At 46.5% G+C, this 20,881-nt stretch carries 16 protein-coding genes; 5 read left to right on the top strand and 11 right to left on the bottom strand.

Going from position 1 to position 20,881, the window contains the following annotated elements; genetic code table 11:
* Nucleotides 1-143: 143 nt before the first annotated feature.
* The 4 genes from KO518_RS11105 to KO518_RS11090 form a co-directional block, all read right to left on the bottom strand.
* Complete coding sequence (locus KO518_RS11105; RefSeq protein WP_216025903.1) at nucleotides 144-1,223, bottom strand: FecR domain-containing protein; 1,080 nt, start codon at nucleotides 1,221-1,223, stop codon at nucleotides 144-146.
* A gap of 7 nt (nucleotides 1,224-1,230) precedes the next feature.
* The gene (locus KO518_RS11100) at nucleotides 1,231-1,803 is read right to left on the bottom strand and encodes an RNA polymerase sigma factor (protein ID WP_252736097.1); all 573 of its coding nucleotides are present in this window, start codon (nucleotides 1,801-1,803) and stop codon (nucleotides 1,231-1,233) included.
* 126 nt (nucleotides 1,804-1,929) lie between these two features.
* Nucleotides 1,930-4,497: a TonB-dependent siderophore receptor gene (locus KO518_RS11095; RefSeq protein ID WP_216025902.1), complete on the bottom strand. Its 2,568-nt coding sequence runs from the start codon at nucleotides 4,495-4,497 to the stop codon at nucleotides 1,930-1,932.
* A 445-nt stretch (nucleotides 4,498-4,942) separates the two neighbouring features.
* Complete coding sequence (locus tag KO518_RS11090) at nucleotides 4,943-5,290, bottom strand: Grx4 family monothiol glutaredoxin (RefSeq protein ID WP_216025901.1); 348 nt, start codon at nucleotides 5,288-5,290, stop codon at nucleotides 4,943-4,945.
* A 283-nt stretch (nucleotides 5,291-5,573) separates the two neighbouring features.
* On the opposite strand from KO518_RS11090, the gene sodB reads away from it, so the two are divergent.
* The 4 genes from sodB to KO518_RS11070 all read left to right on the top strand — a co-directional run bounded on the left by sodB (nucleotide 5,574) and on the right by KO518_RS11070 (nucleotide 11,180).
* Nucleotides 5,574-6,158, top strand: a complete 585-nt coding sequence (sodB, locus tag KO518_RS11085) for a superoxide dismutase [Fe] (protein WP_216025900.1) — start codon at nucleotides 5,574-5,576, stop codon at nucleotides 6,156-6,158.
* Between the two features lie 237 nt (nucleotides 6,159-6,395).
* Nucleotides 6,396-8,318, top strand: a complete 1,923-nt coding sequence (locus KO518_RS11080; protein ID WP_216025899.1) for a PrkA family serine protein kinase — start codon at nucleotides 6,396-6,398, stop codon at nucleotides 8,316-8,318.
* A 50-nt stretch (nucleotides 8,319-8,368) separates the two neighbouring features.
* Nucleotides 8,369-9,655 carry a YeaH/YhbH family protein gene (locus tag KO518_RS11075; RefSeq protein ID WP_216025898.1) on the top strand — a complete coding sequence of 429 codons (1,287 nt, stop codon included), beginning with the start codon at nucleotides 8,369-8,371 and terminating at the stop codon, nucleotides 9,653-9,655.
* 1 nt (nucleotide 9,656) lies between these two features.
* Complete coding sequence (locus KO518_RS11070; RefSeq protein ID WP_216025897.1) at nucleotides 9,657-11,180, top strand: SpoVR family protein; 1,524 nt, start codon at nucleotides 9,657-9,659, stop codon at nucleotides 11,178-11,180.
* Nucleotide 11,181: 1 nt separating this feature from the next.
* Here KO518_RS11070 and KO518_RS11065 read toward each other — a convergent pair whose 3' ends face one another.
* Genes KO518_RS11065 through prmB form a run of 3 tightly spaced genes read right to left on the bottom strand, consistent with a single transcriptional unit; the run spans nucleotide 11,182 to nucleotide 14,442 of the window.
* The gene (locus KO518_RS11065) at nucleotides 11,182-12,366 is read right to left on the bottom strand and encodes an MFS transporter (protein ID WP_216025896.1); all 1,185 of its coding nucleotides are present in this window, start codon (nucleotides 12,364-12,366) and stop codon (nucleotides 11,182-11,184) included.
* 25 nt (nucleotides 12,367-12,391) lie between these two features.
* Nucleotides 12,392-13,498 carry a chorismate synthase gene (gene aroC / locus KO518_RS11060; protein ID WP_216025895.1) on the bottom strand — a complete coding sequence of 369 codons (1,107 nt, stop codon included), beginning with the start codon at nucleotides 13,496-13,498 and terminating at the stop codon, nucleotides 12,392-12,394.
* Between the two features lie 5 nt (nucleotides 13,499-13,503).
* Nucleotides 13,504-14,442: a 50S ribosomal protein L3 N(5)-glutamine methyltransferase gene (prmB, locus tag KO518_RS11055; RefSeq protein WP_216025894.1), complete on the bottom strand. Its 939-nt coding sequence runs from the start codon at nucleotides 14,440-14,442 to the stop codon at nucleotides 13,504-13,506.
* Nucleotides 14,443-14,556: 114 nt separating this feature from the next.
* Between prmB and smrB the strand changes: the two genes are divergently transcribed.
* Nucleotides 14,557-15,114, top strand: a complete 558-nt coding sequence (gene smrB / locus KO518_RS11050) for an endonuclease SmrB (protein ID WP_252736096.1) — start codon at nucleotides 14,557-14,559, stop codon at nucleotides 15,112-15,114.
* Nucleotides 15,115-15,132: 18 nt separating this feature from the next.
* On the opposite strand, the gene KO518_RS11045 is transcribed toward smrB, so the two are convergent.
* From KO518_RS11045 to KO518_RS11030, 4 genes are all read right to left on the bottom strand, one after another.
* A complete protein-coding gene (locus KO518_RS11045) occupies nucleotides 15,133-15,258 on the bottom strand; it encodes a DUF3149 domain-containing protein (RefSeq protein ID WP_216025892.1) in 126 nt (41 codons plus the stop codon).
* 360 nt (nucleotides 15,259-15,618) lie between these two features.
* The gene (locus KO518_RS11040) at nucleotides 15,619-16,206 is read right to left on the bottom strand and encodes a hypothetical protein (RefSeq protein ID WP_216026872.1); all 588 of its coding nucleotides are present in this window, start codon (nucleotides 16,204-16,206) and stop codon (nucleotides 15,619-15,621) included.
* A gap of 139 nt (nucleotides 16,207-16,345) precedes the next feature.
* On the bottom strand, nucleotides 16,346-17,950 hold the full coding sequence (gene gshA / locus KO518_RS11035) for a glutamate--cysteine ligase (RefSeq protein ID WP_216025891.1): 1,605 nt from the start codon (nucleotides 17,948-17,950) through the stop codon (nucleotides 16,346-16,348).
* 75 nt (nucleotides 17,951-18,025) lie between these two features.
* On the bottom strand, nucleotides 18,026-20,857 hold the full coding sequence (locus tag KO518_RS11030) for a pitrilysin family protein (protein WP_216025890.1): 2,832 nt from the start codon (nucleotides 20,855-20,857) through the stop codon (nucleotides 18,026-18,028).
* Nucleotides 20,858-20,881: the final 24 nt, after the last annotated feature.

Here is a 20,881-nt window from a genome sequence, read left to right as displayed (position 1 = left end):
CAAAAGGCGAGAATATGTAAGCCGGAAATATCAATGGAATAATATTAAAGTACCCAAATGCATCTGGCAGAACAAACCCTGAACGGGTACTTGAACAGATCTAACGTCTTATTATCCCCGTGATAATACATCGGACTGAACGACTAGGCGTCACCACCCGCATCGCGTTCGGACAATTGAATTGTCATCGGATCCAAGCGTTTGTGTTCAATATTAAAGCTGTTTTTCAATGCGAATAGTAAACCGCTAATGTCTCCCACTTTAAAGTACCCTGCAACGCGTTTTTGTTTAAGGGAATCCCCCTGAATTTCGAAATCTACTGCGGTATATCGCTCAATTTCACGCAACGCATCCTCCAAGGGTTCTCCCTTGAAGACAATCATGCCCTGCTGCCAGGCGAGATCCTGTTCCATAGCGCTGTCATCAAGACTCTGCCTATCGTTCACTGTACCGGCAACCTTAGCTTTCTCTCCCGCGTCAACTAATCGCGCCGCATGAGACGCCGTGCGATGAGTGATGACATCGGCAATCTCTTCACGAGTAATGCTGGCCTGTTTATCCTGCACCAGAACACGGCCCTCAGTCACAACCAATTCGAATACATCATCGTGGGTATACTGCATATTAAACGCAGTACCAATGGCCGTTACCGAGTTTGCGCCCGCATTTACCGTAAACGGCCGAGTCGCATCGTGAGCCACGGTAAAATGAGCTTCGCCTTTTATCAAATCGATTTTGCGTTGTACGTCGTTATAGGAAATATGAATAGCCGAATTAGTATTCAGATGAATCACAGAACCGTCATCCAATGTCAGCGTCTTTTGTTCGCCTATAGCCGTACCCACACGCTGGACCAACGCATAACCATTGTCATTTCGTCCAAACCATTGTGAATCAACCATCATCAATGCAGCAGCTGCCATTAAAATAAAGCCAGCCGCCACACTCCAACGCGCATGTCGCAAGATTTTTCTCGCTTTTAACGTATCGCCTTTGTGACTGGTTTTCAGTGGAAACAGTCCTTTCAGCTCATTTAATACGCTGAGATCATCCCACAATTGGGCGAGCTCAAACAATATGCGTCTGTGACTTTGGCTTGCAGCCATCCATTGCTGTAGGGATTCTGCTTCTTCAGCCGACAAACCACGGTCAATGCGGCTTATCCAAAGACAAGCTTCTTCGTGTATTTCGTCTTTACTGGAAAACTTACTGACGTTACTCATGCCTAAACTACTTTGATTGTCCTGACGGTTCAGCACCAACAGTTTCTGCCCCGTCCACCTGTTCGGAAGAAGCTAGAAAACGGGCACATTGCAACAAGCCCTTGGCAACATGCTTTTCTACGGTACTCTCGCTCAATCCCACCAGTTCGGCGATCTCTCGCTGGCGCATACCGTACACCTTTTTTAATAAAAACACCCTTCTTACCTCGGGTGACAGCGACTCAGTTGCGCGGCAAAAATGAATAAACCGCTGTTTACTTTCGACATGTTTTTCCAGGCTATACCCCACCAAATCATGGGGCAACATGTCCATATTTTCCATTGACTCGTTCAGCTGATGGGCGGCGCTCTTTACATGATTCAACGCCAGATTTCTGGCCGTCTTTAGCATGTAAGTGCGCTCATACTTAATTTCTTGCTTTAATTCAGCTTCGTAACTTCTTATAAACGCATCCTGAACGATGTCCTCGATGTCGTCTGCACCAACAATAGCACTAACAGCACGCATCATCTTCGCGCGATACTTTACGAAAGTAGCTGTGATAGTCGACTTTCCTGACATGGTTATTGAGCGGCTCATGTAGTGAATCGTTTACGCATGAATCTATCATGCCAGCACAGGCATCATGAAGTCATGCGTTTTTCTCATTCTTTCGGCTTAAAAAGGGAGCAAAGCCCCCTTTTTACACCGAACATTTACGTTCTATTAAAAGGTATAAATACCGCGGACGTAATAGAACCCACCATTAATGCCCAATGGTGAAGTCACCGGATACTTAGCACCTGCCACCTCGCTGTCATAGGCGACATTGCGATCCGGATATTCATCCAACGCATTTTTGGCCCCAACAACCAGTTGCAGATTGTCGTTTACGTGATAGCCCACTTCAACATCAACAGACAGCTCCGATCCTACTTTATCTATGGGTAAAGACGAATCCAGATGGTCTTCGAAGATACTACCATAGTAATTCACACGACCGAGCAAGCGCCAGTCACCGTTGGTATGATTCGCGGTGAAGCTCCAGCGTACTGGCGGTAAGTTGTCTTCGAGCATGCGAATACGATCAGGTGTAATGTTATCTGATGCATCGTCAACAGTAGTAGATGTCCAGTTATAGGCCAGCGAATATTTAGTATCACCACCGAACATTTCCTGACTGTAGTTCGCAACAATATCCACACCTTCCGTGGTAGTATCGAAGTCGTTTGTGAAATATTTCACTGCAGAGAAGCTCGACGCATCACTAACCCCCTGAGCCAATAGCGCAGCAATATCATCTTCGGTAAGCGCAATTGCCGATGTTGTACTAATGCGATCTGTCACTTCAATGTGGTAATAGTCGGCGGTTACGAACAAACCGTTTTCAAACTCAGCAACCACACCAAAGCTAATTGACTCAGACTCTTCCGGCGTCAGTTCTGTACCACCTTTCTGTACTGAAATTGGATCTGTAGGCGGCAAGGTAGCCTGGTCTTCCAGCTTACCACCTGCACCAAACGCCGTGGTGACATTTCGCACATTACTCTGTCCAATAGTAGGCGCTTTAAAGCCCGTTGAATAAGCACCGCGAAGGGCTATGCTTTCTGTCAATTGATAACGTGCGGACACCTTACCTTTTGTAGTAGTACCAAAATCGGAGTAATCTTCGTAGCGGACAGCACCGGCAATTAAGAAGTCATCGGTAAGGTACATCTCAGCGTCAAGGTAAAACGCAATATTGTGACGAGACGCGTCATTCTGACTCTTGTTCGACAAACCAGGGAAACCGTTTGAACCAATACCAAAGCCTTGTGACGCCAATGGACCAATTTCATATGAAGCAATATCCCCGGCAATGGATTCGTAGCTTTCATGACGATACTGGAAACCACCAGCGAGATATAAAGGGTCATTCAAACCGATATCAATGGGTTTCGTCAAATCGATATCAAGCGTTTGTTCTGATTGGGTATATGTGCCTGGCTTGAAAGAGGTTGGGGTATCCGGACCCAACGACGGGTTAATTGTATTGGAAATGGCAAATTCAATTTCGTTCTGGCCTAAATTCAAACTAATATCATAGCCAATTTCATTAGCCAGCTCTCCACGGGTACCAAACACGAGAGACATATCGGTTACTGTACCGCCGAATTTTGGGGTAAAACCTCCGGGAAACATTTCGTTAAAAGAAAAACAGTCTGGATTATTAGCAACTTCACTCACATAGCGAGGGTTGTCCAGTACATTATCACCCACAACAATATCGGTAGGACAGTTACCGGACATATCTCCCGTTAAATCCCCCACCAACAGCAACTGCTCACCGTCTTCGTTTGTGCCGCCGTCATATACGCCGCTACGAGTGTGAGGATGGCGGTAGTAAAATCCACCTTCCACTTCACGTGTTGCGTAGTTACCGAAGGCGTAAGCCTCAGCGTTGTCGCTTAACTCCAGCCCCAAATTTGCAAATATTTTTATGTCGTCTTTAATTTCCGGGCTACCCCATATTTGCGCTGGCTCTTCCACAAAGGTGTTACCGCCTGCAATAAGTGCTGCGGCATCGTCGCGCTGTACACTTCGGGACGTAGGATCAGAAGTACGGTATTCCGCAGACAGGTTAATAAATCCATTGTCGCTCAATGGCAGACCTATGTTTCCCGACACCTGCATCAGGTCACCATCACCCTCGTAGTACGAACCGTAGCGCGCTTCAAACATTCCCCCTTCGTCGTTGTCTTTCAAGACAAAGTTCACTACTCCGGCGATAGCATCAGAACCGTATTGTGCTGCGGCACCATCACGTAAAACCTCAACCTGCTTGAGTGCCGATGAGGGAATAACGGAAATATCCGGGCCTTGTGCACCGTCAGAAAGGCCGCCCCCCAAGAAGGTGATTACTGCAGAGCGGTGACGACGTTTACCATTAACCAAGACCAATGTATGGTCTGATGCCATACCACGAAGGTTAGCAGGACGCACCAGAGTAGAAGCGTCGTTGATGGGTTGATCGTTAACGTTAAATGAAGGCACAACGGTTTGCATCATGGAGACCATGTCTGTGGCCCCCTGATTTTGAAACTCTTCGCTGGAGATAATGTCTACCGGTACGGGGGAATCACCTACGGAACGGGGCGCTCCCCGTGTACCGACAATAGCAATTTGCTCAATATCTTCAGCAGCTTCTTCCGACTGCTGCGCCTGGACATTCAAAGATGCCAGCATACTCACAGCGGCAGATGCCGTTAGTGCAGTTCGGACGTGTTTAGTCACGAGGGACATAGATGTTTTCATAGTGGTTTCCTGGATATTTTAGCGTTGATGCGTGCGCCACGGGGGGAGACAGTCCCTGTGACACACGCCATCAATTTATTATTTTGTGTTTTTTTGTTCTCTGCCAAACTACAGGCAGATGGAGGTGTTATAGATCGCTAACCCAAGGAAAACAAACGGTTTTCGACGAAAAAAATATTTTTTTCATCTCCGTAGAGGATCTCGAATTACCACTTGTCTATACATATATATGCGGGTAATAACCTTGTAGAGATTCCGCTGTTTTACGCGTCTATTTAACTTTTAACATCATTTACATAACAGCGTATTACGATTGTCTACACAGTGAAACCCGGTAGGAAAATTTATAGGACGAGGTATAGCTAGCAGGGTCTTTGGTGAGATAAAAAACCCGGCGGCGGCCGGGTTTGGTTTGGTTTTTAGGTATCAGCCACGCCAGTGAAAGCTACTCTGCGGTCTTGTGTTTTTCCGCGGTTTCTTTGATAAGAGGTTGCAATTCATTTTGTTGGAACATTTCAATGATAATGTCACACCCACCCACGAGTTCCCCGTCTACCCACAGTTGAGGAAATGTCGGCCAGTTAGCGTATTTAGGCAATTCCGCTCTGATATCCGGATTTTGCAGAATATCGACATAAGCAAATGCTTCGCCACAAGACATCAACGCCTGAACAGCCTGGGCGGAAAAACCACAGCTTGGTAACTTAGGTGACCCTTTCATGTATAGCAAAATAGGATTTTCTTCTATTTGCTGCTTAATTTTATCTACAGTTGACTCGGTATTGTTTTCCATCCGATCCTCTTCGCGGGTGAACTAATTTGTCTTAGAACAGATATAATATCAGCTTATGCAAATTCAAGCATGCTCGAGGTAAGAAAAGTGATCCATTGTGCGCAAATTCGTTTACGATGTAATAGACACCACAATGAACGGTCTTGGTCATGAAAAATTCACAAGCACATCATTGTAATAGTGAAAACTATCCCAATATAACCGTTAGTTAACTCGCGCGTTGCTATTGAAAACAGGCCAATACAGCGCGCTATTCATTCATTGGAAAACACGGAGAATTCAAATGGCGTTTGAACTACCACCACTGCCGTACGAAAAAAATGCACTTGAACCACATATTTCTGCAGAAACCCTCGAGTATCACTACGGCAAACACCACGCCACTTATGTGACAAAGTTAAATGGTTTGGTAGAAGGCACGGATCTGGAGTCCAAAGATCTTGAAGAAATCATCAAAACCTCTGAAGGCGGCGTATTTAATAATGCAGCGCAGATTTGGAATCATACGTTTTACTGGCACTGCTTAAGCCCTAATGGCGGTGGTGAACCAACAGGTGCGCTGGCAGATGCTATTGTGGCTAAGTGGGGGTCATTTGCCGATTTCCAAGCGGCTTTTGATGACAAAGCTGTGAACAACTTTGGTTCAAGCTGGACCTGGTTGGTAAAAACGGCCGACGGCAACCTTGACATTGTAAACACGAGTAACGCGGGTACTCCCCTAACTGATGAAGGTGTAACGCCGTTACTTACCGTAGATTTGTGGGAACACGCTTATTATATCGACTACCGCAATGCACGTCCTAAGTATCTGGAAAACTTCTGGCAATTAGTAAACTGGACCTTTGCAGCAGAAAACTTCGCCAAGTAATCGGTGCACTTCTGACGCTGTGACAAGATACAATGAAAACCCGGCTAACGTCGGGTTTTCATTACATTTATTTCACATTCTCAACGACCTAGTAGAGACCTTTTTTTTACGGAAAGGTTCATTCTTTTATTAGACCAATTGACGAGCTGTTATTCCCAAATATCCTGAAAAATCCCTTTAAAACTTCCGAAACAGGGCTAAGCTGTAATTACGGGAATCCGTTTTTTGGGGAAATCTATGGGTATTTTCGAGCATTACCAGCAACGATACGAAGAACGCCAACAGGAAGAATTCACCATCCAGGAATTTCTGGATATATGTAAAACAGACCCTTCTGCCTATGCTAACTCAGCAGAGCGTTTACTTCAGGCTATCGGTGAACCTGAAATGATAGACACCTCCACTGATCCGGCACTCAGTCGTATCTTTTCCAATCGCGTCATCGCACGCTATCCCGCTTTTCACGAATTCTACGGCATGGAAGAAGCAATTGAGCAAATTGTTTCTTATTTGAAACACGCAGCACAGGGATTGGAAGAGAAGAAACAAATTCTCTATTTGTTAGGTCCTGTTGGAGGCGGTAAATCCTCTTTGGCTGAAAGGCTGAAAGAACTTATGCAAAATGTGCCCATATACATGCTGAAGGGCTCTCCGACAAACGATCACCCTTTTTCGCTATTCGATGTCACCGAGGACGGTCATATCCTGGAGAAGGAATATGGCATCCCACAACGCTACTTGAAAACCATCATGTCACCCTGGGCCAGAAAAAGACTTCACGAATACGGCGGCGACATCAGCAAATTTAAAGTGATACGTGTTTATCCTTCTATTTTAGACCAGATTGGCATTGCCAAAACAGAGCCTGGTGATGAGAACAACCAAGATATTTCCTCACTGGTGGGTAAAGTTGACATTCGAAAATTGGAACAATTTGCACAAAACGACCCGGACGCATACAGCTACTCAGGTTCCCTGTGTAAAGCCAATCAGGGCCTGATGGAATTTGTCGAAATGTTTAAAGCCCCAATTAAGGTACTTCACCCATTGTTAACGGCAACTCAAGAAGGCAATTACAACCCTACAGAAGGGTTTTCTGCGTTGCCATTCGACGGTCTTATTCTCGCGCACTCCAATGAATCAGAATGGCAAACTTTTCGCAACAATAAGAATAACGAAGCGTTCCTCGACCGCGTTTATATTGTCAAAGTCCCCTATTGTTTGCGGGTTACCGAGGAAATGCGGATATACCGTAAACTACTTGATAGTAGCGAACTCCGTGGTGCACCTTGCGCACCTGATACCCTTGAATGCCTGGCTCAGTTTACCGTTCTTTCACGACTTAAAGCGCCTGAGAACTCAAGTATCTACTCGAAAATGCGGGTTTATGACGGCGAAAGTCTGAAAGATACCGATCCGAAAGCAAAATCCTATCAGGAATACCGGGATTACGCAGGCGTAGACGAAGGCATGGAGGGGTTATCCACCCGCTTCGCGTTTAAAATTTTATCCAGAGTGTTTAATTTTGATCACCAGGAGGTAGCGGCCAACCCGGTACATCTGTTTTACGTACTGGAAAGGCAAATTGAACGTGAGCAATTCCCAAGAGACACTGCAGATCAGTACCGGGAATATCTTAAAGGCTATCTCATTCCACGCTATGTTGAATTTATCGGCAAGGAAATTCAAACTGCCTACCTCGAATCGTATTCTGAGTATGGACAAAACCTCTTTGACCGTTACGTGACATATGCAGATTTTTGGATTCAGGATCAGGAATACCGAGATCCTGAAACCGGGCAATTGTTCGATAGAGAGTCACTCAACGCGGAATTAGAAAAAACGGAAAAGCCAGCCGGTATTAGTAACCCAAAAGACTTCCGCAACGAAATTGTCAACTTCGTGCTGCGAGCGCGGGCAAGTAACGGAGGTACAAACCCTTCGTGGACCAGTTATGAAAAGTTACGTACTGTCATTGAGAAAAAAATGTTCTCAAATACCGAGGATCTACTGCCAGTCATATCCTTTAACACCAAGGGTTCCACAGAAGACAAGAAAAAGCATGACGACTTTGTCAACCGGATGGTGGAAAAAGGCTATACACAGAAACAAGTCAGGTTATTGTGTGACTGGTACCTGCGTGTTCGCAAAGCGTCCTGATGTAAAAAAGGGTTTGTCGCTTTGATTTGGTAACTTCACAGTGGGTATGTATGGCGCATTTTATAGACAGAAGACTTAACAGCAAAGGAAAAAGTACGGTTAATCGCCAGCGCTTCCTTCGCCGTTATAAGCAACAAATTAAACGTTCAGTCTCTGACGCTGTTAGTAAGCGCTCTGTGACCGATCTAGAAACCGGCGAACAAATTAGTATTCCAACCCGAGATATCAGTGAACCGGTGTTTCACACCGGCCATGGCGGAGAACGTACGGTTGTTCACCCGGGCAATGACCAGTTCACCGCTGGAGACAAGATTGACAGACCTCCTCCCGGAGGAGGTCAGGGTCAGGGCCAGGGAGACGCCAGCGATAACGGCGAAGGTCAGGATGAATTTGTGTTTACCATTTCCAAGGACGAATATCTGGATTTGCTCTTTGACGATCTCGCTCTGCCGAACCTAAAAAGAAATCAGTTCGACAAAGTAGTACAGTACGAGACATACCGCGCCGGCTATCAAACCGATGGCGTGCCAAGTAACCTTGATATTGTGCGTTCCCTCAAGGGTTCTGTTGCCAGACGTATTGCCCTCACCGCTGCCCATAAGCGTATCCTTAAGGAAAAAGAAGAAGCACTGGCTAAACTTAAAGGAGATAAACACGACAACCAGCTTGCAATTCTCGCCCTAGAAAAAGAAATTGAAGCGCTTAAGAAGAAAATAGCCAGCGTTCCTTTTATTGATACTTTTGATCTGCGTTTTAAAAACTATGACAAACGCCCTGTACCAACCAGCAAGGCCGTCATGTTTTGCCTGATGGATGTATCTGGTTCGATGGATCAAACCACCAAAGATATGGCAAAACGGTTTTATATTCTGCTTTACCTTTTCCTTAGCCGTACTTACGAAAACGTAGAAGTGGTATATATTCGCCATCACACTCAGGCAAAAGAAGTGGACGAACACACTTTTTTTTATTCGCAGGAAACTGGCGGAACTATCGTTTCAAGTGCACTTAAGCTAATGGATGAAATCATAAAAGCACGTTTCTCCGACAGTGATTGGAATATCTATGCGGCGCAAGCCTCAGATGGCGACAACTGGGCTGACGACTCCCCTCAATGCAAACAGATCCTACTCAATGATTTGCTGCCTGTTACCCGCTACTTTGCGTATATCGAAATTACAGAGCGACAACATCAAAGCCTGTGGCGGGAATACCAATTGGTAGAAAATACTTGCGAGAATTTTGTCTGCAAACACATTCAATCCGTCAACGATATATTCCCGGTTTTTCGCGAGCTATTTAGAAAATCAGAACAGGACGTGTCTTCAGGAGGTTAGTATGACGAGCCCATCCAAGCAATCCCAACAGCCGCTGAGTGACGGGCCTGACTGGACTTTTCCCATGCTGGAGCAGTACGAAAGCCATATAGACCGCATCGCGAAAAGCTTCAGACTGGATACCTACCCCAACCAGATAGAAGTCATCACTGCAGAACAGATGATGGATGCCTATGCCAGTATTGGCATGCCAATTAATTACACTCACTGGTCTTTCGGTAAAAAATTTATTCAAACTGAACAGAATTACCGCCGCGGCCAAATGGGGTTAGCTTATGAAATCGTAATTAATTCAGACCCGTGTATTGCCTATTTAATGGAAGAAAATACCATTACTATGCAAGCATTGGTCATGGCCCATGCCTGTTACGGACACAATTCTTTTTTCAAAGGCAATTATTTGTTCCAAACCTGGACCGATGCAAGCTCAATTATTGATTATCTCGTATTTGCTAAAAACTACATTGCAAAATGTGAACAACGGTTTGGTACCGAAGAAGTCGAAGCTGTGCTCGACTCTTGTCATGCGCTAATGAATTATGGCGTCGACAGATATAAGCGACCTCAGAAAATTTCAATGCAGGAAGAACAGGCTCGCCAGGAACAACGAGAAAAGTATCTTCAATCTCAGGTAAACGAGTTATGGCGCACGCTGCCTGACCAGCCCGATGCACACGCCCCAAAAAAACGTCGATTCCCGGAAGAGCCGCAGGAAAATTTACTCTATTTTATTGAAAAAAATGCCCCGTTGCTGGAGCCCTGGCAGCGCGAACTCGTTCGTATCGTCAGAAAAGTTTCCCAGTATTTTTATCCTCAGAAACAAACCCAGGTAATGAACGAGGGATGGGCATGTTTCTGGCATTATCACATTCTCAATACTATGTACGACGAAGGGCTCGTCACTGACCGCTTTATGTTGGAGTTTCTCCACAACCACAGTGGCGTGGTAATGCAACCCGAATACAACAGCCCTTATTACTCTGGTATTAACCCCTATGCACTAGGGTTCAATATGTTCATGGATATTAAACGGATGTGTGAGAACCCCACCGATGAAGACCGCTATTACCTGCCAGATGTAGCGGGGAAAAATTGGTTAGACACCGTACATTTCGCCATGAAAAACTTTAAGGATGAGAGTTTCATCAGTCAATTTTTGTCGCCCAAGTTAATCAGAGATTTCAAGCTCTTTTCCATTGAAGACAATGCTAAAAACCCCTTTGTTAGCGTGAGTGCTATACACGACGAACAGGGTTATTTAAAAATCAGAGAAAAGCTGTCTGCCCAGTACAACCTGAGTCATTTAGAGCCGAATATTCAGATTTACAATGTGGATGTTCGGGGTGATCGGTCGCTTACGCTAAGGTACGTACCTCACCGCGGTATTCCCTTGGCTGACTCTAAAGATGAAGTCATGCGGCACCTGTTCAGATTGTGGAAATTCGACGTATTCTTAGAACAGGTTAACGACGACAATGACACTGAAGTTATTGCCTCCTGCACGCGCCCGGCACCGGCCGCCTGAGTCAGGTCGGCGCGCTGATATCCAGTTTATTCATTGTTGGTCGATGACAAAATAGCAAACACACTGCCCCAGCCAGGGCAGATAGCGCCGCAAAGGCAAAACTCTCGAAAGCCTGCGCCCCCTGCTGCCAAAGCTGTCCAGCAATGTAGTTGCCAAGGGCACCGCCAAAACCAAACGCGATGCTCACGTACAAGGCTTGTCCCCGACTTTGATAATGGGCGGGAAAGTAATGTGTGATAAAATGCATTGCTGTGACATGGGCCAAACCAAAACTCAACGCGTGAATGAGTTGACTGAACACGACCACAGGGCCTATGTGGGCAAAATCCGCCAGTGCATACCAACGTCCCGCCGTGAGTACCATGCACCATAGCATAAGTGACCACACCCCAAATCTGGCGATCAGCCTTCTGGCAATTAGAAATATCCCCACCTCAGCAATAACACCGATGGCGATCAGCAATCCGGTTTGCTGCCCTGTATAATTGAGGTCTCGCATATACAACGCGAAAAAACCATAGTAAGCCCCGAAACTCACTTGCAAAAATCCAGCCGATAATAGGAACAACAAAAAAGTTCTGCTTCTGGCGAATTTCCATAGCGTACCGGGTACCTCTGTTCTATCGCCTTGTTTGCCAGGCTGTTGAATGAACAACGAGCTCAAAAACAGGCCAGTTAATACTATCAGGCTGGCATATACCGGTGCTTCGGATGAAAAAACATCGAGGGCCTTACCCACCACAACGGTCAGCACAATAAATCCAATACTGCCCCATAGCCTTATCTGACCATAGCTGATTTTAGTTGGCTGTACGGACTGAATAGTAATAACTTCAAGTTGCGGTAACACCGCCGTCCAGAACATCATCATTAAACCAAATGCCAGTGTCAGGCCCCAAAAGGAATGAAAGAAAAACACTGAGCAAAAGGAGACAACAGTAAGAAAGCAGCCCAACCTGACGATGTTGACGGCTTTGCCGGTTTTATCCGCAATTCCCGCCCAAAGGGACGGACCAACGATACGAGTCAGCGTAATTACAGCCCATAGCTCACCGATTTCAGCTGAGCTGAAGCCCCGGCCGTCGAGAAATATCCCAAGATACGGGGTCAGCACGCCCAACTGGCCGAAGTACAGCCAGTAGGTGACACACAGTAAAATGAGATTAGTTCGTGAATGGGCTGGCATTTCCTGCCCCACTATCGGTATTCCATCAAGAGGAAGAGGTATTACCGTTGATTACGGGCGTTTGCCTCTGCACATCGGCGTTTTGAGCTCGATGACGCAAGCAGTGATCCATAAGGACGATTGCCAGCATTGCCTCAGCAATCGGCACTGCGCGAATGCCTACGCATGGGTCATGACGTCCTTTGGTGACGATATCAATTTCATTGCCATCCACATCAATGGTTTTACCCGGTACCGAGATACTGGAGGTGGGTTTTAACGCCATGTGAACCACCACGTCCTGCCCACTTGAGATCCCTCCCAGAACACCACCAGCGTGATTGCTGGTAAAACCTGATGGGGTAAGGGTGTCACGGTGTTCACTGCCCTTTTGTTCGATCACATCAAAGCCATCGCCTATTTCCACTCCCTTAACGGCATTGATGCCCATCATGGCCGAAGCAATATCCGCATCGAGCCGGTCAAAAACCGGTTCTCCCAAGCCCACAGGAACACCGGTGGCCACGACTGACACTTTCGCGCCAATAGAATCACCGGACTTTTTCAACTCCCGCATGTAGGTATCAAGAGCAGCTAATTTACTTTCATCCGGACAAAAAAACGGATTGGTGTTCGTCACACTATAGTCAACTGCTTCTGCTTTAATTGGCCCTAACTGAGAAAGGTACCCGTGAATTTCTATACCGTACTGCTGCTTGAGAAACTTTTTTGCTATTCCGCCTGCCGCCACGCGAACGGCCGTCTCACGAGCAGATGATCGCCCGCCACCGCGATAATCTCGAGTACCGTACTTTTGATGGTAGGTATAGTCAGCATGTCCGGGCCGAAAACGGTCTGCGATATTTGAATAATCCTTGCTGCGTTGATCAGTATTTTGGATCAGAAGGCCGATACTAGTACCTGTGGTTTTGCCTTCGAAAACCCCTGAGAGGATCTGTACTTCGTCGCCTTCCCGCCGTGCAGTCGTGTAGCGGGACGTTCCCGGTTTTCTGCGATCTAAATCAATCTGTAAATCTGCCTCTGAGATTTCTAGTCCCGGAGGACAGCCATCCACGACACCGCCAATAGCAATACCATGGCTTTCACCAAAGGTCGTCACAGTAAACATTTTTCCAAAGCTGTTACCCGACATCTGTATTATTCACCTTTCCCGTTTAAATATTGAGTTAATGCTGATTTAGACACCGCAAATATACCGTGACCGCCTTGTTTTAACGTTACCCATTCAACTTCAAGACCGGGAAAGCGCTCAGCCATATGTACCTCTGAGTTCCCCACTTCAACTATCATCCAACCATTGTCTTTGAGATACCCCGGTGCTTGTTGAACCATGATTTCAACCAGATCGAGACCGTCTTCACCGGCCGCTAAAGCGAGCTCAGGTTCATGCTGATATTCATCCGGCAAGTCGCTCATGTCTTCATCGTCAACGTATGGCGGATTAGAAACGATCAAATCGTATTGTTGCCCTTCCAGACTGGTGAACAAATCGGAATGAATGGGAAAAACTCTGTGTCCCAGCCCATGTTCCTGAATATTGAAATCTGCCACTTCCAGTGCGTCATGGGAAATATCCACTGCGTCAACTTGGGCCTCTTCAAAAGTACGAGCCAGCGCGATAGCGATACACCCACCGCCAGTGCACATGTCTAAAATAGCACTCGGCTCGCCGTGAATATAACCGTCAAAACGATTTTTAATCAGTTCGGCAATAGGCGAACGAGGAATGAGCACTCGCTCATCGACGTAAAATGGCAGATCACAAAACCAAGCCTCATGGGTAATATAAGGCAGTGGCATGCGAGTCTGAACTCGCTTTAAAACCAAATCTGCCACTTTTTCTTTTTCAGAAGCTGTTAATCGCGCGGCAAATAAACCGTCACCGGTTCTTGCGGTTAAATCCTGCGGTAAGTGTAGCGCAAACATAGTGAGACACACAGCTTCGTCCCAGCTGTTGTCAGTACCATGCCCATAATATAAGTGCGCGTCGTTGAAGCGACTGACGGCCCACCTCACCATATCCAGAATGGTATGGAGATCCTGAATGGCTTCGTCTAAATATATCTTATCGGTCATTGGCTGGCTACATCACTAACATAAAGCTGGTATCATACCTAAACTCAGTGGCGCACCCAACAGAATTTATGTGTAATTCGGTACCTATATAGCGGAAAGATGTGGAGATCACCCTTGGCAGACAAACCCAATCCTGAAAAACACAACGATGACCTGGCACTGTTTCGGCAAGCAACGGCAGGTATTAAACCACTGACGCAGGATAAGGTGGTAAAACCGCGAAGAAACACTGTAGTCAAACCATTGCGCAGCGCAGACACACCCGATGCGCACCAGCGCAGACAACTGGATGCCAGTTTCGCATTTTCCGATATTTATCAAGCCAGCTTACCTGACGCGGGCCCCATGCGATACTGTCGTCCGGACGAACCAACACATAGTCTAAAACGATTACGCCGCGGTGATTTTTACCCCGAATTGGTGTTGGATTTACACGGATTAACACGGGAAAATGCCAAGCTGGAAATTTCCGCACTACTGTATACTGCGAGAAAAGAATTAATAGATTGTGTCGCCATAGTACACGGGATTGGCTCTGGTGTATTAAAGGGCGCCCTACCGCACTATCTGGTGCAACACCCCCATGTCATAGCGTTTCACCAGGCTCCCCTGGAATATGGTGGGCAAGGCGCATTACTGGTACTTGTTGAAACCCTCGAGCCTGTTCAGTAGCTTGACTTGCAGCTCCGCTTAGTGGTCGTCACTGGCGCTGTTATGCATGAAGAGATAGGTGTAATAACCCATCATCCCAATCAAAATGGCAATGCCCAATAGTGAACCCCATACCACTGGATCTTTTAACATCATAGTCAACATTGTCTTCTCCTTATTGGCGTTGGCCAATTCACCTGAATGATTCTTCAGTGTCAGTGTGCACGCAGGTCGGGAGAAATTCTGTGATCTGTATCAAAAGCCTGAATAAGCCTGATAGCAAACACTGATTGAGATCAACAAAACCAGCGAAGAAGTAAAAGTTGAAATAATCAATCAAACGCTATTGAAAATAATTATCATTTGCAATATAGTGACTTTGCCTGTTCGACGTTGGGTGATTAACGGTCTTGGCTTAGCGTCGATTGTAGGCAGGTGTGTGGTGCGCCTGCCTACTTCTTTTTTCCATCCGCTCGCAAACAGTCTCTTTCCTTAATATACCGAGCACCCCATTTTACGCCAGTGTTAAGAAAACAGCTTCCAGAACCAACTTTTCTGCAAATCTGCTTCACACCGTTTTAATTGCGTTGCATAACGCAAAGAACGGGATTTTACCTGACTCGCCACTTTTTTTAGCCATGGCTTTTTGTTATACGTACGGCGCTGATAACCTCCCCATCCCTCGTGATAATTGAGGTACTGAGCATAGCCATCCCATTTAGATACACCATTAATTTTGTGTGATTTTGAAATAAACCATCCCATAAAATCCATGGCATCATCAAAATCGTCACGATCTGCCCAGCGGTTTCCGGTTTCTTTTACGTAGTCGGCCCACGTTACGGTTTTCGCCTGGGAATAGCCATAGGCAGAGCTCACCCTGCCCCATGGAATCAAACCGAAAAAAACATAGTCTCTTGGAGGAAGAGCATTGTGCCGAAAGCTACTTTCCTGGTACATAATGGCCATGGGGATGTGAATGGGCACACCCCATTTATCCCTGGCATCAGCAGCAGCATCGTACCAATCCTCTTTTTCGAAAAAAATTTCACAGATGTCGCTGGTATCCTGTGGGGGCGAAGTGGCACACCCCTGAAGCAGGGAAATTGCCAAAGAAACAAAAAAAAGTGAGAAAAATTGTACTGGAGAACGGAACTTTTTCAACTTTGGTTGTCCAAATTAGTGTTCTGGCAAAAAATGTGTGTGTTTCCCTGGAACAATCTTCATGCCTGGCAATTTGCCAGGCATTTTTTTATTCTTCAGATTTCTGTGTCGTGGGCTCAGCAAAGTAATCGCTAACAAACTGTTCAAACGATACCTCGTCTTCAGATTCAATGGCCACTTGCTCCGCCAATGACGATGCTGCCATCGAACGAAAATCGGCCTCGCTGTAAAAACTGTAGTTATGCGCACGGATCTGATCTGCGTACTGTCTCGCCAAGGCAAGTCCAAATTCACTGTTGTCCATATTATTTTCCAACAAATATGTTAAGATCCGCCCAGAGGGTGTGAGTGCGGGATCCTGAACTTTCTTCCACTCTGCATCAACGGCCTCGGAATACTCTGTGGAGCCATTGGCGGCGTCCAACAACTCCGCGGTTTGTCTGAAATGCACAAACAAGGCTTCAGCCCAAGCTGCGAAGTGATGCTCCTGACCGCGCTGTGACAACACCAACGACGGTTTACGCCCTTCCATCACCACCCTATCCATGTTCTCACGACACTCAGCCAGTTCCGGAGCGTCCATTTCCGGGCTATCGAGCATAAGGCAGGTCACCATAAACACATCGAGGAAATCCATTTGTTGCTTATCAATACCCACCGGTGTAAACGGGTTAACGTCGAGCACGCGAACTTCAACGTAGTTAACCCCGCGTCGGACCAGCGCATCGGTGGGCTTTTCCATAGACGCGGTAGGCTGCTTCGGCCTGATTGGCGAATACAGTTCGTTTTCAATCTGTAAGATATTTTTTGATAATTGCTGAAAATGCCCCCCCTCTCCAGCGGCGAATTGCCCAAAACGGCTTGAAGGGGTATACATAGCACTTCGCAATTTATCAACGTAAGTCGACAATTGGTTATAGCAAATCTGCAACGCAGACTGCTCTGAATTAGTATAACCCAGGTCACTCATTCGCAATGACGTCGCGTACGGCATATACACAGTACCTTTGCCCACATGCTCGAAGGGTAAAGCCGTTTCTTTTCCACGTAAGAAAGACCCACACAACGCTGGTGAAGCGCCATACAAAAACGGCAATAGCCAACAGTAACGGCGATAGTTGCGAATTAACGCAAAATAATCCGCCGAGACCTGATCAGTGGAATACGCTGTATTATTGAGCTCTGCCCAAGCCTGCCAGAAAGTGTCCGGCAATGAGAAGTTAAAATGAACACCCGATATTGCCTGCATCATACTGCCATAGCGGTTTTTCAGGCCCATGCGATAAACCCGCTTCATCTTGCCCACGTTGGATTCGCCAAAATAAGCTAAGGGGATCTCGTCCTGATTGTTGATAAAGCACGGCATGCTCAACGGCCATAACATTTCTTCACCAATATTATCCAGGGTGAACTTGTGAATGTCTTTTAGTTGAGTGGTGGTGATCTCGCTACTTGCCACAGGGGGCGTGATAAATTCCAGTAGCGATTCAGAAAAGTCGGTGGTAATGCACTCATGGGTAAGCGCTGATCCCAGCGATGCGGGATGTCCGGTCTGCGCGAGCTTACCATCAGGCTTTATGCGTAAGCCCTCTCGCTCTACACCGTGTTTAATGTCCTTTAATGCTGTCTGAAAGCGTACAGACTTCATCGCCTCCAGGCGATAGCTAAAAGTTGGCTTTGATGAGATCAACATGTTCATCCATAGTGTGGGGAAGCTCCTACAAATGGGGAGCATCCCACTGTTTTCAATAGCGAATTGACTCTGTAATTAGTTCAGCGACAAAATTTCTATCGGCAAGCCCAGAGTTTCCAAAGGTTTCATTAACGTCGTTTTATCACCAACCACGATAATTTGCATCTCATCTGCGTTCAATTGTTCCCTTGCAACGGCACTGAGCTTCTCTACTGTCACCTCATTTATCAGTGCCGTTTGCGCGTCCCGGTAATCTTTAGGTAAATCATAGGCTAATAACTGTCTCAAAAAAGCCACTTTGCTATTGGGTGTTTCATATTCCAGCGCATCACTCAGAGTAAACGCATTCTGCATAAAACGAAGCTCCTCCTGTGTTGGGCCGTTTTCCTGATACTCGCGAATTTCTGAAAGAAACTCTTGTATAGCGTCGACGGTATTTGCCGCAGTGACTTCTGCTTGGGCTTCAAACCATCCTGCGGTTTTTCCCCCAATAAAAGAAGTAGACGCCCCATAGGTATACCCTTTATCTTCACGCAGATTTAAATTTATACGACTGTTAAACGCTCCACCTAATGGAAAGTTCATCAAACGGGCATAAAAGTAGTCTCCGGTAGCGTCAAATGGCATAGCTCGCTTGACAATATGCACAGCAGACTGCACTGCATCGGGGTTATCTATCAGGAACACCCGGCTTCCGTCGTATTGAGGAAAACCGGATAAAACAGGAACGGTATAAGGCTGAGCTGCCCAGTCAGACAGAAATGCCAATGATGACTCCACCTCTTGTTGAGAAAGGTCACTAACAATCACTAAGCTCGCCTTCGCAGGATTGTAGTAACGCTCATAAAACGCTTTGATATCAGCCAGTTCAATATTGGCCAGGGTCTCCAACGACCCATTGGCCGGCAAACTTAAACGGCTGTTTACCCCAAACAATACCTGGTCTTTGGCCCGGTCGGCGAGGTAACCCGGATTACGCAAACTTTGCTGCATACTTTGAGTTAATCTCGATTTCAGTCGCTGAAAATCGTGCTCACTAAATGCAGGGTGAAATAGTTTCTCTTCCAGTAAAGCCAGCGTTTGCGGTAGATTTTTAGTCAGGGATGACACATAAACCTGAGAATACCGACCAGAAGCTCTAAAGCTTATCGAACTCCCCAGCTTGGCCAATGCGTTGGACAAATCTTCATTCGTGTAATTTTCAGTAGACTCATTCATCATTGAGGCGGTTAAAAATGCCACACCGGCTTTATGTGGAGGGTCAAGTAACATGCCACCTTCCAGGTTAAGTGTTAACGTCACCGTCGGCGTTTCGTTGCTGGTAACGCCCAGCATCTCTATACCCGCTGGCAGCGTCGTTTCCCAAAACTCAGGCACATGAACGGTAGGAATCGGACCTGCGGTGGGTACGACGTTGCGATCGAAACTGTCGGTTATCGTTTTTTGTTGAACCGGCTGACTCACCAGTTGAACATCGCCAATAGCTCTCTCGCCTAAAGTGAAGTTTTGTGGCTTTACCGCCATATCTGCTTGTCCGTTTGGCACAACAGAAATGGTGACCGCGTGTTTGTTCTTTATATACTTATTGTAGACGCGCATCACATCTTGTGCTGTAACGCTGTTGTAGCGCGCAATGTCATCAGCGACTAAATCCGGTTGCTCAAAAAACGTTTCTCCACTTGCAAGGGCACTTACCTTTCCACTTACGCTTTGCAAACCAAATATAGTAGATGCTTCTATCCCGGCTTTTGTGCGCGCCAGGTCATCTTCATTAACTCCCCGCTGTTCAAATTCTGCCAATGACTGCATTACCACGTCATTTAACGCCGCGAGGTTGGTCACGACTTGCGGATTAGCCAGTGCAATAAGCTGAAACTCACAAGCCAGCTCACGACAGGGGTGTGACACCCCGGCCTGTACCGCCAGTCCTTCTTTAACGAGGTTTTTATAAAACAATGAGGTTTTGCCCCCCCCTAAAATATCAGACAACACATCTAAGGGCGCCTCGTCTTCGTGTCTTGCATACACTGTGGGATAAGTGATTTGCAGCAAAGGAAGGTGAATTTTGTCTTCCAGGGTAACATAGCGGTTCTCGGGCAGTTCGGCGGGCTGAGGTATTTGTTTCTTCACCTCCGGACCTCTGGGAATAGGTCCAAAATACTTTTCCACCCACTTTTTCGTTTGCGCCACGTCGATATCGCCGCCTATGGTCAATACGGCATTGTTAGGCCCGTACCAACGCTTGAAGAAAGCTTTTAAGTCGTTAACAGTAACCCGGTCCAAATCTTCCATATAGCCAATAGTCGACCACGAATAAGGATGACCAGCCGGATAGAGCGCCTCGCCATTTTTCTCAAAGCGCAGTCCATAGGGCTGGTTGTCCACCCGCTGAGCCCGTTCGTTTTTAACCGTATCTCTCTGATTCTCGAATTTTTTTTGTGTTACTGCTGGAAGTAAAAAACCCATGCGGTCAGCTTCCAACCAAAGCATTTTTTCCAGTTGATTCGCCGGCACAGTTTCGAAATAGTTGGTGCGATCCGTATTTGTCGTGCCGTTTAAGGTACCGCCTGCCTCGGTAATGATTTTAAAGTGTTCTTCGTCATCTACGTGCTCCGAACCCTGAAACATCATGTGTTCAAAAAAGTGAGCAAAACCACTTTTGCCAACTTCTTCCCGGGCACTTCCCACGTGGTAGGTCACGTCAACATGGACCAAGGGGTCGGAGTGATCTTCGTGTAGAATAACGGTCAAACCATTGTTAAGGGTGTACTTTTCATGGGGGATATGTACTTGTTGCGGAGGTAGTTCGAGAGCAGCGATGTCGTTGTTTTGTTGGTTCTGACAACCTGCCAGACTGAAGGTAACGCCCGCGAACAGGAAGATTTTTGCGGCCAGAGATTTCGCCATCAGGCATCCTTTATTGTTTGGGTT

The sequence above is a fragment of the Aestuariibacter sp. A3R04 genome (assembly GCF_018860805.1).
Lineage (GTDB): Bacteria > Pseudomonadota > Gammaproteobacteria > Enterobacterales > Alteromonadaceae > Alteromonas.
Note: the sequence above shows the minus strand (reverse complement) of the source record. Positions and strands in the feature narration are given on the sequence as shown.